The organism is Flavobacterium sediminis, assembly GCF_003148385.1.
GTDB lineage: Bacteria > Bacteroidota > Bacteroidia > Flavobacteriales > Flavobacteriaceae > Flavobacterium > Flavobacterium sediminis.
The window spans coordinates 1,276,133-1,292,113 of the sequence record NZ_CP029463.1 but is presented as its reverse complement, the minus strand read 5'-3'; the positions used below and the strand labels follow the sequence as shown (position 1 = coordinate 1,292,113).

14 protein-coding genes are annotated in these 15,981 nt (G+C 35.4%); 8 read left to right on the top strand and 6 right to left on the bottom strand.

What is annotated here, in order from left to right; genetic code table 11:
* The first annotated feature begins 1 nt into the window (after window position 1).
* The 5 genes from DI487_RS05995 to DI487_RS05975 are packed head-to-tail and all read left to right on the top strand — an operon-like array spanning window position 2 to window position 5,018.
* Window positions 2–1,219, top strand: coding sequence for an efflux RND transporter periplasmic adaptor subunit (locus DI487_RS05995; RefSeq protein ID WP_109570622.1), 1,218 nt, complete (start codon window positions 2–4; stop codon window positions 1,217–1,219).
* A gap of 3 nt (window positions 1,220–1,222) precedes the next feature.
* Window positions 1,223–1,966, top strand: a complete 744-nt coding sequence (locus DI487_RS05990) for an ABC transporter ATP-binding protein (protein ID WP_109568819.1) — start codon at window positions 1,223–1,225, stop codon at window positions 1,964–1,966.
* On the top strand, window positions 1,966–3,186 hold the full coding sequence (locus tag DI487_RS05985) for an ABC transporter permease (RefSeq protein ID WP_109568818.1): 1,221 nt from the start codon (window positions 1,966–1,968) through the stop codon (window positions 3,184–3,186). Before DI487_RS05990 ends, DI487_RS05985 begins: the two co-directional genes overlap by 1 nt.
* Before the next feature lie 8 nt (window positions 3,187–3,194).
* Window positions 3,195–4,226 (top strand): sensor histidine kinase, encoded by a 1,032-nt coding sequence (locus DI487_RS05980; RefSeq protein ID WP_109568817.1) that lies wholly within the window; start codon window positions 3,195–3,197, stop codon window positions 4,224–4,226.
* A 27-nt stretch (window positions 4,227–4,253) separates the two neighbouring features.
* The gene (locus tag DI487_RS05975; RefSeq protein ID WP_245896541.1) at window positions 4,254–5,018 is read left to right on the top strand and encodes a LytR/AlgR family response regulator transcription factor; all 765 of its coding nucleotides are present in this window, start codon (window positions 4,254–4,256) and stop codon (window positions 5,016–5,018) included.
* 1 nt (window position 5,019) lies between these two features.
* Here DI487_RS05975 and thiL read toward each other — a convergent pair whose 3' ends face one another.
* The gene (gene thiL / locus DI487_RS05970; RefSeq protein WP_109568816.1) at window positions 5,020–6,069 is read right to left on the bottom strand and encodes a thiamine-phosphate kinase; all 1,050 of its coding nucleotides are present in this window, start codon (window positions 6,067–6,069) and stop codon (window positions 5,020–5,022) included.
* Window positions 6,070–6,193: 124 nt separating this feature from the next.
* Between thiL and DI487_RS16460 the strand changes: the two genes are divergently transcribed.
* On the top strand, window positions 6,194–6,328 hold the full coding sequence (locus tag DI487_RS16460) for a hypothetical protein (RefSeq protein WP_256475998.1): 135 nt from the start codon (window positions 6,194–6,196) through the stop codon (window positions 6,326–6,328).
* Here DI487_RS16460 and DI487_RS05965 read toward each other — a convergent pair.
* The gene (locus DI487_RS05965; RefSeq protein WP_317046271.1) at window positions 6,325–6,807 is read right to left on the bottom strand and encodes a regulatory protein RecX; all 483 of its coding nucleotides are present in this window, start codon (window positions 6,805–6,807) and stop codon (window positions 6,325–6,327) included. The genes DI487_RS16460 and DI487_RS05965 overlap by 4 nt on opposite strands.
* Window positions 6,808–6,929: 122 nt before the next feature.
* On the opposite strand from DI487_RS05965, the gene DI487_RS05960 reads away from it, so the two are divergent.
* A complete protein-coding gene (locus DI487_RS05960; protein ID WP_109568815.1) occupies window positions 6,930–10,994 on the top strand; it encodes an InlB B-repeat-containing protein in 4,065 nt (1,354 codons plus the stop codon).
* Window positions 10,995–11,159: 165 nt separating this feature from the next.
* Complete coding sequence (locus tag DI487_RS05955; RefSeq protein ID WP_109568814.1) at window positions 11,160–12,551, top strand: dipeptidase; 1,392 nt, start codon at window positions 11,160–11,162, stop codon at window positions 12,549–12,551.
* A 25-nt stretch (window positions 12,552–12,576) separates the two neighbouring features.
* On the opposite strand, the gene DI487_RS05950 is transcribed toward DI487_RS05955, so the two are convergent.
* Genes DI487_RS05950 through DI487_RS05940 form a run of 4 tightly spaced genes read right to left on the bottom strand, consistent with a single transcriptional unit; the run spans window position 12,577 to window position 15,780 of the window.
* Window positions 12,577–13,440, bottom strand: a complete 864-nt coding sequence (locus tag DI487_RS05950; protein WP_109568813.1) for a cupin-like domain-containing protein — start codon at window positions 13,438–13,440, stop codon at window positions 12,577–12,579.
* A 50-nt stretch (window positions 13,441–13,490) separates the two neighbouring features.
* Window positions 13,491–13,829: a hypothetical protein gene (locus DI487_RS16680; RefSeq protein ID WP_394335975.1), complete on the bottom strand. Its 339-nt coding sequence runs from the start codon at window positions 13,827–13,829 to the stop codon at window positions 13,491–13,493.
* Between the two features lie 11 nt (window positions 13,830–13,840).
* On the bottom strand, window positions 13,841–14,836 hold the full coding sequence (locus DI487_RS05945; RefSeq protein ID WP_394335974.1) for an HTTM domain-containing protein: 996 nt from the start codon (window positions 14,834–14,836) through the stop codon (window positions 13,841–13,843).
* Window positions 14,837–14,841: 5 nt separating this feature from the next.
* A complete protein-coding gene (locus DI487_RS05940; RefSeq protein WP_245896540.1) occupies window positions 14,842–15,780 on the bottom strand; it encodes a bifunctional riboflavin kinase/FAD synthetase in 939 nt (312 codons plus the stop codon).
* Between the last annotated feature and the right edge of the window lie 201 nt (window positions 15,781–15,981).

Genomic DNA, 15,981 nt, shown 5'->3' with positions numbered 1-15,981 from the left:
TATGAACAATAAAAAAATAAAATGGATAGCCTTAACAGGAGTTACTATTATAGTTCTTACACTGGCTTATTTTCTCTTTTCGGGAAATAAAGAGTCTGAGATTAAGGCAGAAACGGTAAAAGCTAAAAAAGCAAATGTTGTATCTGCTGTTACGGCAACGGGAACAATAGAACCGATCACTCAGGTAGAAGTAGGGACACAGGTTTCCGGAGTAGTAGAAAAGATCTATGTTGATTATAATAGCGAAGTAAAAGAAGGACAATTGATAGCCGAATTGGATAAAACCAATCTGCAGGCAGCACTTGTTCAGGCTAAGGCTTCTTATGACAGTGCTTTAAATGAACAAAATTATTTAGAGACTATTTATAAAAGACAAAAAACACTTTTTGAGAATAATGTGATCAGTAAGTCAGATTATGATGAAGCAAGATACAATTACAATAATGCAAAAAGTGCTGCTATACAAAAGTTATCGGAATTACAAAAAGCACAAACCAATTTGAGTTATGCAAATATCTATTCTCCTATAGACGGAGTTGTTCTGTCAAGAGATGTAGATGAGGGACAAACAGTAGCAGCAAGTTATAGTACCCCAACCTTGTTTACTATTGCTAAGGATCTTAAAGAAATGCAGGTTGAAGCCGATGTTGATGAAGCCGATATCGGACAGGTAAAAGAAGGGCAGAGAGTTACTTTTACGGTAGATGCTTATCAGGACGAAGAGTTTTCCGGAAAAATAACGCAGGTACGGCTAAATCCTACAACTACATCTAATGTAGTGACTTACACCGTTGTTATAAAAGCGGAAAATCCGGAATTAAAATTAAAACCGGGACTAACGGCAACTATTTCAATTTATACTTTAGAATTACAAGATGTATTAACTGTTGAAGCCAAGGCTGTTAATTTTATTCCGAATGAGGCTTATTTAGAGCAATTTAATGGACAAAGTGAAACAGTAACCGGTAAAAGGCTGAAACAATCAGTTGCGGATGATGAGAATCAAACAACATTATGGGTGTTGGAAAACAATCAAATTGTATCCCGAAATGTAAAATTAGGAGCAAGTGATGGCGTAAACGTACAGGTTTTAAATAATTTGTTAGAAGGAGAAGATGTTGTGTACGGATTAAAAGAGGTCAGCGGGCAAGAGGCAAATACAGAAAGTAGTAGTGCCGAAAGTCCTTTTATGCCAAAACCACCCGGAAAAAAGAAATAAAAAATGGAAAAAACAATCATAAAAATAGAAGAACTTAAACGCTCTTTTGTGATGGGAGATGAAACCGTCCATGCGTTAAAAGGGATATCATTTGCTATAAAAGAAGGGGAGTTTGTAACCATTATGGGATCCAGTGGTTCCGGAAAAAGCACCATGTTGAATATTCTGGGGTGTTTAGACCAACCAACATTAGGGACGTATGAAATAGACGGAGTCTCTGTAAAAGAGTTAAGTAAGAATAAACTGGCCGGAATTAGAAATGAAAAGATCGGATTTATTTTTCAATCGTATAATCTTTTACCCAGAACAACGTCAATAGAAAATGTTGAATTGCCTTTGTTTTACAATAATGAGGTTACATCTACAGAGCGAAAAGAAAAAGCAATTGAAGCCTTAAAATTAGTAGGACTGTCAGAACGTTTATACCATACTCCGGCTCAGCTATCAGGAGGGCAGCAACAAAGAGTTGCGATTGCAAGGTCACTGGTTAATAATCCGGTGGTTATTCTGGCAGATGAGGCAACAGGGAATTTGGACACAAAAACATCTTATGAGATCATGGCACTATTTCAGAAACTGAACAAGCAGGGTAAAACAATAGTTTTTGTAACACACGAACCTGATATCGCTGCTTTTAGTTCGAGAACAATAGTGCTTAAGGATGGAAACATTATTAAAGACGAATTAAATAATAATGTTCTGTCAGCAGCAGAAGCTTTAGTAAACATTAAAAAGACAGAAGACTAATGAGACTTTTAAATTTATTTAAAATAGCATGGAAAGCCATAGTGCTTAATAAGGTCAGAACATTCCTTACAATGTTAGGAATTATTATAGGGGTAGGGTCTGTTATAGCCATGTTAGCCATTGGAGAAGGTTCAAAAGAAAGTATCAAGACACAAATTTCCAGTATGGGATCTAATATGATAACCATTCGTCCGGGAGCAGATATGAGAGGAGGAGTGAGAATGGATCCGAGTGAAATGCAGTCATTGACGCTAAGTGATTTTAATGTGTTAAAAGCAACGGCACAAAATATCACCGCTATATCTCCTTTAGTTAACGGAAGCGGACAGGCAATTAACGGTTCAAATAACTGGCCGACCTCTATTTACGGAATTTCCCCCGATTACCTCACTATTAAGGTATGGGATCTTAGCTCGGGGAGTATTTTTACGAATGCAGAGGTCAAATCAGCGGCCAAGGTAGCTGTTGTGGGGCAAACAGTTGTGTCTAATCTTTTTCCGAATGGAGACGATCCGGTAGGAAAAACAATCCGGTATAACAATATTCCGCTTAAAATTATAGGGGTATTAGAAAAAAAAGGAGAAAATACCTTCGGACAGGATCAGGATGATGTTATTTTAGCACCATTTACAACAGTACAAAAACGTATTTTAGCGATCGATTATTTACAGTCAGTTGTAGCTTCCGCAAAGAGCGAGAATGATGCTCCGGCAGCAGTGGAAGAAATTTCAGAGATATTAAGAAAACAGCATAAGATATCAGTAGGAGACGACGATGATTTTAATGTCTTTTCAATGGAAGAATTGATATCAACATTCAGTTCAACCAGCGAAATGCTTACAGTATTGTTAGTAGCTATTGCCAGTATATCCCTTCTGGTGGGAGGAATAGGAATTATGAATATTATGTACGTTTCCGTAAAAGAAAGGACCCGGGAAATAGGATTAAGAATGGCAGTAGGAGCCAAGGAAGCTGATATTTTGATGCAATTCCTTATCGAAGCTATGATGATCAGTATCACAGGAGGTCTTATAGGAGTTTTTTTAGGGTTAACGTCTACGATCTTTATAGAAAAAGTATTAAATTGGCCTACGGCAGTTACCAGCTATTCCGTGATAATATCTTTTATTGTATGTGCCATAACCGGTATCTTTTTCGGATGGTATCCGGCTCGTAAAGCAGCTGCTTTAGAACCGATATCCGCATTGAGATACGAATAATTAAACTAATGAATATTGTTAAGAATAAAAGAAGCATTGTTTTTTTCCATTTTTTAGTTTGGATAATACTTTTTAGTCTTCCGTATCTGCTCTCTTCAGGTCAGTCGGAAGCACTTCAAAAAGTATTGGTACATTCTTGGATACCACTGTGTTTTTATGCTTTGATTTTTTACGGAAACTATTTTATTTTGATCGATAAATTTCTGTTTCGGGAAAAGATCCTGCTGTTCGTTGTATTGAATGTAATCATGGTAGCCGTATTTGTTTTAGTCAATAATGAGATAAAAACATTTCTTGTCGATCAATTGATAAGGCCTGAAATAAAAGGGCAGGGACCTCCTAAAAAGCTTTTTATTTATGTAGATATCATATCTTTTTCTGTTCCCGTCGTTTTTTCCATTGCGTTAAAAACAACGCAAAAATGGATTAAAACAGAAGCATTGCAAAAAGAAGCCGAAAATGAACGTTTACAATCAGAATTACAACACTTAAAATACCAATTGCAACCTCATTTTTTTTTCAATTCTTTGAACAATATCTATGCAATGGTAGATGTTTCCCCGGAACAATCAAAAGAGGCTATTCATAGTTTGAGTAAATTGATGCGTTATTTCTTGTATGAAACAGACCAGAAAGAAGTAGACCTCAATAACGAGATTACTTTTATGGTTAATTATATAGAATTAATGAAATTGAGATTTAATCAAAATGTAAATGTAATCTATCATTTTCCGCAAAATGCTAAAGAAATAAAAATAGCACCTCTTCTTTTTGTATCTTTAATTGAAAATGCCTTTAAACATGGAGTCTCCGCCAGTGAGAGTACCACAATCTCTTTTGATATGAAAGTTGAAAATCATACGGTTATTTTCAGATCAGAGAATAAAAATTTTTCTAAAAGTACTGCTGACAGAAGTGGTTCCGGCATTGGGTTAGAGAATTTAAAAAGAAGATTGACATTACTTTACAAAGATCGGTATACAATGGATATAGAGATCGGTAATAAGAATTATATAACAACTTTGGCTATTAATTTGTAGCAGATAACAGGGTAAGTTGCTGTCAAAATGTTAAAGAGAACAGTTGTTGAATTAAAGAAATTTGGGATGGAAGAAGATAAACTAAGTTGTTTAATTGTAGATGATGAACCTATGGCGCTGGATTTAGTGGAACGTTATGTCCTGAAAACACCATTCCTGCAATTGGCAGGGAAGTGTAATAGCGCTGTAGAAGCCTTAGCCTATATTGAAAAAGAAAAGGTAGATGTTGTTTTTCTAGATATTCAAATGCCTGATCTGACCGGTTTGGAATTCGCTAAAGTAGTTCCTAAATCGACACGTATAATTTTTACCACTGCTTTTAATCAATATGCTATCGAAGGCTTTAAAGCGGAGGCTTTGGATTATTTACTGAAACCGTTCAATTATGCTGAATTTCTCTTAGCAGCTAATAAAGCAAAAGAATGGTTTGCACTTTGGAAAAAGAGAAAAGAAAATATAAAAGAGAATTCTTTTTTCTATGTGAAATCAGAATACAAGCAACTGAAAATTTCATTCGATGAAATACTTTATATCGAAGGACTGAAGGATTATGTCAAAATTTGGCTTAAAGACAATCCAAAACCGATTTTAACGCTTATGAGTCTGAAAAGTTTGGAAGAAGTATTGCCTTCTGACAGATTTATGCGGGTACACAGATCATTTATTGTGTCGTTGCCCAATGTTGAAGTGGTAGAAAGGGGTCAGATAGTGATAAATAAACAAAGAATTACGGTTTCAGAACAATATAAACCGCAATTCTTAGCCTATATAAATAATAATTCTTTAGAATAAATTATTCTTCTTTTATAGCATTCCAACCTCTGGCTTTTAAAGCAATTTTAGTGTTGGCACGAGTAATAAGGTGGGTACCTTCTTTTTCTTCCGTCATATGTCCGATAACAGTGAAGTTCGGATTCCCTTTTATTTTGTCATAATCTTCCGTTGAAATGGTAAACAGTAATTCATAATCTTCACCGCCGTTTAAAGCAATAGTTGTGATATCCAGATTAAATTCTTCACAAACATTGATCAATTGCGGATCACCCGGAATTTTATCCTCATATAAGTTGCATCCTACGCCGCTTTGTTTACACAAATGCAATATTTCGGACGATAGTCCGTCTGAAATATCGATCATAGCGGTAGGTTTTATTTCGAGTTTTTCTAAAATCTCCTTGATGTCTTTTCGTGCTTCCGGTTTAAGCTGTCGCTCTATTAAGTAAGTGTAAGCCTCTAAATCCGGTTGGTTGTTAGGGTTTACCAAAAAAACTTGCTTTTCCCGTTCTAAAACCTGTAACCCCATATAAGCGGCTCCTATGTCTCCGGTAACCACTAGTAGATCATTGGGTTGGGCTCCGCTACGGTATACAATATCGTTTAAATTGGCTTCGCCTATAGCTGTAATGCTAATAATTAATCCTTTTTGTGAAGAAGTTGTATCTCCTCCAATAATATCAACATTATAGATCTTAGCGGCTAATTTTATTCCTTCGTAAAGTTCTTCAACAGCTTCTAAAGGAAATCGGTTAGAAAGAGCTAATGAAACCGTGATTTGTGTAGGTGTTGCGTTCATAGCACAAATGTCAGATACATTAGCTGCTACAGCCTTATATCCTAAATGCTTTAAAGGCATATATGCCAAATCAAAATGAACACCTTCTACTAACAGATCCGTAGAAATAACCGCTTTTTTATCTTTAAAATCTAAAACAGCAGCGTCATCTCCGATACCTTTCAAAGTTGATTCTTGAGATATTTCAATATTTTTAGTCAAATAATCAATCAGTCCGAATTCACCTAAAGACTCTATATTGGTTTTATGTTGGTTTTTATCTTCCAGCATGTTCTTAATTTTTGTGCAAAGATAAGGCAATAAGTTTTATCTGTATTTTAGATTTAACGATTACTTTATTTTGAATAAAGACAATCTTAATAAGTAGTGAGTAATTTTGTAAAAAAAATTAAACATGGAAATCAATCAACATTTAAAAGAAGTTTTAAACGTAGGTGTTGCTCCGCTGCAAAACAAAGAGGAGCAAAAGAAACCACAGAAAAATAAGAAAAAAAGAAAATCTAAATTTTCATTTTTCAATTTATTTTAGTGAGTATTCAACTCATTTAGTTTGTCAAAAATTAAATGGGATTCATAGCCTTTCCGATATAAAAAGTCGGTAAACTTCTTGTTTTTTTTAGAACCTTTCGGTTCTTTTAAACTAATCCAATGCTTTTCTGCCAATTGGTGAAAATTATCAAAATATTCTTCTTCAGAAATTTCAGCCAGTGCTTCCCGAATTAGTCGGGATGAAATATCCCGAAACTTTAATTCATTCGTAATGCGTACTCTTCCCCAGTATTTATAGCGATGTTTACCGCGAACAAAACTCTTGGCAAAACGTTCTTCATTGACAAAGTTGTTTTCCATTAAATGGAGTAAAATTTTTTCTTTAGCTTCCGGTATTAAATGAAACGATTTTAACTTCTCATAAATTTCTTTATAACAACGATCTTGGTAGGAACAATAATATTCCATTTTAGCTGTGATTTCAGCAACAGAAAGTGTTTTTTCAGGTTTTGAACTCAATTTCTTAACAATTTATTAAAGCCTTTTTTTAACAAAAAGACTGATTCTCAAATATTTTTGCATAAATTTGCCCGCTTTTCTAAAGGCGAAACTAATTTTTATTAACCCAAATTAGTAAAAAAATGAAATTAAAATTACTACTCTTAACATTATTTTTTTCAGCTCTTTCTTTTGGGCAAACGACAGTTTCTTATGACTTTTCAGCAGCAGGAGCTGTTACTGGATTAAATCAAGCGGCACCAGGTATTGCTTTAGACGCAAATATAGGCTTTGGCTCTTTTAAAAATAGTGGAACTTCTAATCCTGCTATTTTTAGTGGTCAGTTAAGGTTATATCAAAACGCAACAAAAGGAGGCTCTATAATAGTTTATGCTTCAAATGGAGTTACTATAACAGATGTAGTGGTTCATGCTTCTGGAACTACAGGACCTGCGGCTTACACCGTTGATGGAGGGGGAGCTACTAATCTAGCTGCTGGAACTACTTATACAATGTCCGGTTTGACAGCTACTAGTGAAGTTGAATTTTATCAAAAAGATGGTAGTAGTAGTAATAGGATTTATGTAGATTTTTTTGAGGTAACTTATATCTCCGGGGTTTCGACCTATACAGTAACCTATGACGGAAATGGAAATACAGGAGGTTCCGTGCCTACAGATGCTAATGCATATAATTCAGGAGATACTGTTACTGTTCTGGGGAATACAGGCGGTTTAACAAATACGGGATATACATTTAATGGTTGGAATACGGCGAATGATGGTAGTGGAATTGCTTATGCAACCAGTACAACTTTTACTATTACTGCTAATACAACTTTGTATGCTCAGTGGTTGTTGACTTCACCACCGGTTATTACGAGTGCTTTAACGGCAACAGGGGTTATAAGTACTGCTTTTGCGTATGATATTGTTGCTACAAATACACCCACCAGTTATAATGCAACCGGTTTGCCTGCCGGTTTGTCGATTAATACAACTACAGGAGAAATTACAGGTTCGGTTGCAACACCGGGAACTTATAATGTAACTATTAGTGCAACTAATGCTTATGGAACGGATACTGAAACTTTGGTAATTACAATTACGGATAGCCCTTGTTTATCTGAATCAAGTTTTTCGGCTACGCCTTCAGGTTGGGATGCTAATAGTGTTACATATTCTTCAGGAGAAGCCGTTTTTGGAAGCTTTGCGGGTGATTTAACAACTTTAGCGCTTTCAAATCCCGCAAGTTTAACATTTGATTTGAGAAGAACAACAAATACAAGTGCAAAAGATTTAATAATTGAAGTTTCAACAACTTCTCAGACAGGACCATTTACTACTGTCTTTACATACGACCATTCTAATACTACTTCAGGAAGTATAACTGCTTGTACAGTTGATTTATCTGCATATACTTCTTTTTCTACAGTTTATATAAGATTTACAAAAGCATCTTCTACTACTTCACCGTGGTATTTGAGTAATGTTAATGTGTTTTGTGGAACACCTTGTACTCCGGCGGTCGTATCAGTAACGCCTACTTCCGGACCTGTAGGTACTGAAGTTACAATTACAGCTTCGTCAGGAGATTTAACAGGTTCTTCTGTGTCTTTTGGAGGAGTAAGTGCCAGTATAGTTTCTAATTCTGCAACGGAAATAGTAGCAATAGTGCCTAGTGGAGCTACTACCGGAGATATCATAATTACAGACAGTCAGCCTTGCGATACAAGTGCTGCATTTACATTAATTACAAATGATAGAACTTCTTGTGAAGGAAGCACGATTACAGATTTGATAATATATGATATTCATGATGAACAAACAGGCTCTGGCGGGTTTATAACTTTGTATAATGGTACCGCAGCGACAGTTGATATGACCAATTATAGTATTTGGAGAACCAGTAACTATAATGACGGAAATGAGATAGATTATGCTGCTTTAACAGGTACAATTGCACCAGGTGATTTAGGAATACTAAAGGTTTCTGTGGGGAGTTGCGGACCAGCATCAACAAATGGTACTATCGATAACGGTTTTAATGAAGACGACGGTATTCAATTAAGAAATGCGGATGGAAGTGTTGTAATTGATGATGTACATACATACGCTACAGGACCAGGATACTATATGGTTAGAAATGCAGGGGCACTAAGTGCAAGAACTTCTTTTGTCGCTGCAGATTGGAGTACTACACCTTTAGCTGCTGGGGAATGTTATCCTAGTGCAGGATTGGTTCTTCCGGATGCTAACGGGAATAGCCCTTCGGTAACTCTTAATCCGGTAGATGTTAATTCTAGCTGCTCATCTACTTCGGCAACGCTAACTGTTTCAGGAACCGAAGGGGTAGCCGGAGGTTTTGGTTTAACATATCAGTGGTATGTAAATGTGCCAGGGAACACAGGTTGGTCAGCAGTTAGTAATGGCGGTGTTTATAGCGGAGCTACTTCAACTACTTTAAATATTTCATCAACAAGTGGTTTAAATGGCTATCAATATTATTGTCAAATTAGAGAAGATGCAGTTACATGTTTTACTGCTACTGATGCGGCAATCATAAAAGAAGGCGCTACTGTATGGGATGGAACAACTTGGTCAAACGGCGTGCCCGATTTAATGAAAGCAGCGACTATTAATGGAAACTATGATACGGCTGTAAACGGAAGTTTCGAATGTTGTAGTTTAGTAGTAAATACGGGCTTTACTTTAGATGTTCAGGCAGCTGATTATGTTTTGATTGAAAACAATCTGGTAGTTGATGGTACTTTAACAGTACATAATGACGGTTCTTTGGTACAGATAAATGATGCAGGAGTAAATACCGGAGACATTACTTATGAAAGAACAACAACGGGTAATACATTTGACTACGTTTACTGGTCTTCACCTGTTGATGGTGCTAATGCACCATCAGGTTATGTGTATACTTGGGCTACTACAGTTGCCAATACAAACGGAGGAGAAGGAAATTGGGTTGCAGCCGGAGGATCTTCAATGGCAGCCGGAGTAGGTTATATTATGAGAGACGTATTCAGTAGAACTTTTACAGGTGTTGCTCGAAATGGTATTGTTACACCAACAATTCAAAGAGGAACGTATGAAGGGGCAGATTATGCCGGAACTAACGGAACGACAATCACTCGTTTTGATGATAACTGGAACTTAGTCGGTAATCCGTATCCGTCAGCGATCAGCGCAGAAGATTTCTTATTGGCAAACACAAATATCGAAGGAGCTGTTCGTGTTTGGACACATTCAACATCGCCTTCAACAGCTATTAATAACCCTTTTTACGGAACGTTTGTAGCTAACTATACTCCGAACGATTATATTACTTTTAACGGGACAGGTACAGTAAGTGGTCCGGCAGGATTTAACGGGTATATTGCAGGAGGGCAATCGTTCTTGGTGAATATGTTGGATGGTTCTACAACATCTGAAACAGTAACTTTCAATAATGCTTTAAGAAGTACTAGTTATGATAACAGTCAGTTTTATCGTCAGTCTAATGGTAAAATAGCAAATATAGGTATTGAAAAGCATAGAATTTGGTTGGATATTTCAAATGCAAATGCTGTTTCAGATAGAACATTAGTAGGGTATGTTGCCGGGGCAACGGAAGGAAAAGACAGAATGTTTGATGCTGTAACAGCGGTTAAAACCAGCATGAAGATTTATTCTATCATTGATGAAGATAAAATGACTATCCAGGGTAGGGTTTTACCATTTGATAATAAAGATAAAGTACAAATGGGTTATTTTGCACCTTCAAACGGAACATATAATATTTCAATTGCTGCTGTTGATGGCCTTTTTACAGGCAGTCAGGATATCTATCTTGAAGATAAAGAACTAAATGTTATTCATGATTTAAGACAAGCACCATATAGCTTCTATACTGTTGCCGGAGAGGATAACGATCGTTTTGTCCTTCGCTATACTACAGTAGCACTGACTACAGACGTTTTTACGGGTAATGAAAATGAAGTTACAATAGCATCTGCTGAAAACTTGATTATTAATTCTGCAAATAATACAATAAAACAAGTAACGATCCACAATGTACTAGGTCAGTTGTTGTTCAATAAACAAGTGAGTACTTCAACACTTCAGGTGGAAGGTATTGCAAAATCAAATCAGGCATTGATTGTTGAGGTTGTATTAGAAAATAATGAAAGAATAATTAGAAAAGTGATCTTCTAATCAAGATAATAAAACCATTAAAAAGCGACAGATTTCTGTCGCTTTTTTTATGTACTAAAAAGTTGTTTTTGAGTTTTATAAATAATAGGCTTTGTTTTTATAACAATTTTTAAGAATTTACTATTAAAACAATTTTGTATTTTTGAAAATATTCAAAATAAAAGAATGGAAAATATAAAGCAGTACGTTCAGGAAAACAAAGAACGTTTTTTAAATGAATTAGTTGATTTATTAAAAATACCTTCAGTTAGTGCAGATAGTGCTTATGCACATGATGTGATCACTACAGCTGAAGAAGTGAAAAGAAGATTAGAAGAGGCAGGTTGTGATACAGTAGAATTATGTGAAACTCCAGGCTATCCGATCGTTTACGGTGAAAAGATAATAGACAAAGATTTACCGACAGTACTGGTTTACGGGCATTATGATGTTCAGCCGCCCGATCCGGTAGAATTATGGACTTCACCTCCTTTCGAACCTGTTATAAAAGCAACGACTATCCATCCGGAAGGAGCCATTTTTGCAAGAGGAGCTTGTGATGATAAAGGGCAAATGTATATGCATGTCAAGGCTTTTGAGTATATGATGAAGAATGATTGCCTGCCTTGTAATGTTAAGTTTATGATCGAAGGAGAAGAAGAAGTAGGTTCAAAAAGTCTGGGATGGTTTGTAGAACAGAATCAGGAGAAATTAGCCAATGACGTTATTTTGATTTCCGATACAGGAATGATTTCTAATACACAACCTTCAATAACTACCGGGTTAAGAGGATTAAGTTATGTGGAAGTGGAAGTGACCGGCCCTAACAGGGATCTGCATTCCGGATTGTATGGTGGAGCAGTGGCCAATCCTATTAATGTTTTGACAAAAATGATCGCTTCTTTGCATGACGAGAATAACCATATTACCATTCCCGGTTTTTATGATAAAGTAGAAGAGCTTTCAGCAGAGGAAAGAGCAGAAATGGCTAAAGCGCCGTTTTCTTTAGAAAGTTATAAACGAGCATTAGATATAGAAGATGTTTACGGAGAAACAGGGTATGTGACCAATGAACGTAATTCCATCCGTCCGACCTTAGATGTTAATGGTATTTGGGGTGGTTATACCGGTGAAGGAGCAAAAACGGTAATTCCGAGTAAAGCGTATGCTAAAATTTCGATGCGTTTAGTGCCCAATCAAGATTGGGAAGAGATCACTGAATTATTTACAAAACATTTCGAAAGTATAGCACCTAAAGCAGTTAAAGTAAAGGTTACACCGCATCACGGAGGTCAAGGATATGTTACGCCAATAGATTCAATTGGATATCAGGCCGCTTCAAAGGCTTATGCAGATTCTTTTGGGATTGTGCCGATTCCGGTTCGTTCAGGAGGTAGTATTCCGATTGTAGCTTTGTTTGAAAAAGAGCTCAAAAGCAAAACAATTATGATGGGATTCGGTTTGGATAGCGATGCTATTCATTCGCCAAACGAGCATTTTGGAGTGTTCAATTACCTTAAGGGTATTGAAACCATTCCGTTATTCTATAAGTACTTTACAGAATTGAATACAAAATAAAAAAAGCGACTTTAAGTCGCTTTTTTTATATATTCTTGTGTGTATCAGCTATAGCTCTCTCGTTTTTATAATCGATCCAGTCTTGTCCTTTTCTTCTACGCATAAAATTGTCGTAATGACGCATGACAAAAACATTGTAGGCGGCTTTTAAAAGATTGCTTGGCTTGCTGGGAAATGCCCTTAAACTCATAGAAAATCCAGGAGTAACATATTTCATATAATGCCAGAATCCCTCAGGCATGAATAAAACATCTCCATGATTAAGTTCACAGAGTAAACCGTTTGCTTTTTGAAGTGCCGGAAATTTATCAAAATCAGGGTTGTCAAAGTCAATATCTTCTCTTGAAATTAAGGAATGCGGAACTTTGTACATGTATGGTGTTTGTTTCGGGTCAAATAAGATACACTGTTTTTTGCCGTGAAAATGAAAATGTAAAATATTAGAATAATCAATGTCAAAGTGCATGAAAACTTTAGCATTTTCGCCGCCAAAGAATAACATCGGAAGCTGTTTAACCAATCGTAGTCCTATATTTGGCCATTTAAAATCATTCTGAAGTTGGGGAACTTCTTTCATCAGATTGTACAAAAAAATACGGTAGTTAGTAGGCTCTTTTTGTAATAAATCGATGTAATCGCTCATTTTCATTTTAGCATGAGCCTCGTTAAAGCCATCTTCATGAGAAACAGGTCGGTCGTCATATAAAGGGACAATTTTGTCACCGGCAACCTCTTTGATATAGTTTAAGTTCCATTTTTCAAAGGCAGGCCAGTCTTTGGTGAGCCCTTCAATTACTACCGGTTTTTGCTTTTTAAAGTAGTTATTGTAAAAATCTTCTTTAGAAATATTCTTTACACGTTCAATTGGAGTTAATTGAAACTGTCCCATAATCCATACAAAAAATTAAACCACAAAGTTATTAAAGTGTTATGATTTTTTTATTCTTTTAAGAAAACTTTATCGGGTTCATGGAGCAAAATCCATTCATTATGGGTGAAATAATTCCATTCAGCCTTAGCCATATCATACTCAGGGTCAATGAAAATAAGGTGTTTTTTTTCGTTTATAGCATTTTTACAATTGACATAAATACTGATGTCTCTGTCTGCGTATTCTGATTTAATTTTTTGGCAGAATTGCCATATAAAATCAGGTTTAGTGGCTATTTGAGTATGTTGTTTCGAAGAAAGTTTATCGTAATGGTTGTAAATGTGAGACTGATCGGTTTTGCGATCCACGATCCTGAAAGAGATATATCCGCTTCTTTTTCTGAGCATCATTCGCCAGCTTAACCGATGTCCTTCTTCTGTCCATAATACATCCCTTCAATTAAGTGATGGCGTAAGGGTAAAAGTAGTTGAATCGTTAAAAACGGGATGAATAGAAAATAGAAAACGTTTCGGTTCTGATAGTTATAATGTTCTTGTGATGTAATATATTCTTTGTCTCTTAAGAACAGTCTTCTGATCTTTTCCGGAGGATAAAAAAATAAAGCAAAGCTTAAGGCGAAATAAGGGAAAATGCCTATTTGCAAAGTGATCGAATTGAATAAATGAAATATTAGAGAACTGATTAAAGCAATAGTTCTGGTTCGTTTAAACAAAAGTAAGGGAACAATAAGCAGATCATAAAAAATCCCTGCATAGGCAATTAAAAGGTAGAACCATTTTTGGTTGAACAGATCGTAAATAAAGGAATCCTTACTGATATAATTAAATAATGGCGCTGTTAACAATAGATTCTTAGTAAAAGTTCCGTCGAGCCAATCAGGATAAAATTTAGCCAGAGCAGCATAGGTGTAAACAATACCGATCATAATTATAAAAAACATCCGAATCCAGTTTGGCATAGTTTGCTTTCTAATGGTACGATTTAGCTTTACGTCCAAAGATTTTTCTTGATTGGCTGGTAAAAAGATCATTACAAAACTTATCAATAGTAATAAGTAATAATGATTGTTGTAAGATGTTTTTTGCATGAAATAAACTCCGGCCCATAAGAGAGTGTAAAAAGCGATGCTTATCCTGTAGTAAAATCCTGTTATAATAAAAATGCCTAAGATGCCCATTATGGCAAAGTACAAATACATACCGTTTTCAGGTAAGGGTTGTAACCATTCAAATCCGATAAAAGGAAAGGTAAATTCCGGTTCAATAAAAACTTTTTTGACCCATCCGGTTAAAATAGCTCCGAAACTTTCCATGGCAACTAAGAACCCGAAAATTATCCGGAATACAATTAGCGGAGCAATATCAACAGATTTAAAAAAAGTTGTTTTGAACATGTTATTTATTCTTCTTTTGAGAAGTAATTTAAACTGTAAATTTTGTCTTTTTCTAATTGGGTTTGTAATAATTCTATCGAATCAAATTTTTCTTCGTCACGTATTCGTTTTAGAAAACAAACACGAATTTCCTTGTTGTAAATATCTTTGTTAAAATCAAAGAGATTCACTTCAAGATTCAGCTTTTTGTTTTCATTTACCGTCGGGTTAAAACCAATACTCATCATTCCGTTATAAGTTTCTTTCTCAATACTGCACTGCACAACATAGACTCCTAAGTTGGGGATTAACTTGTATTTTTCCTTGATTTCAATATTTGCGGTAGGAAAATTGATTTTACGACCTAATTGTTGTCCTTTTATTACAGTTCCGTTTATAAAATAAGGATAACCTAAGTAAGAGTTAGCCAGTTCAATTTCTCCGTTTTCTAATGCTTTCCTGATTTTGGTCGAACTTACTGAATTGTTGTCAATTACTTCTGCGGGAATCTGTTCTACTTCAAAATTATATTCTTTTCCGAATGTGATCAGATCGTCAATCGTTGCTGTTCTGTTTCTGCCGAATCGGTGATCATAACCGATAATGATCTTAGCAATATTAAGCTTTTCAACCAGAATGTTTTTAACGAATTCTTCAGCGGTAAGCCTTGAAAATTCTTGGCTGAAAGGATGAACAATTAATGTGTCTAAGCCTAATTTTTCAAGTAGTTCTCCTTTTTCTTCAATAGTGTTTAAAAGTCTTAGAGTATCATCTTGTTGTAAAACCATTCGCGGGTGCGGAAAAAAAGTAAGCACAATGCTTTCCAGGTTTTTCTTCTGGCCTTCCGAGACCACTTTTTCAATTATTGACCGATGCCCTATATGAACGCCATCAAATGTCCCAAGGGTCAAGATGGTTTTTTTTTCAGAAGCTTTGTAATGATTTATTCCTTCTATTGTTTTCAAATCCTGAAATTTTCTAACAAAAATAATACAACTGAAAATTCCATTCATGAGGAAAAGCCCTTTTTTTTGAAAAAATAAACAAAAAGTAAAATAAATGTTAAATTTTTGTAAAAGTAAAATTAATTTATATATTTGCTTGTTAACCAACTATTTTAAAATAACAAAAATGAAAAAAACACTACTATTAACACTCGGAGTTTT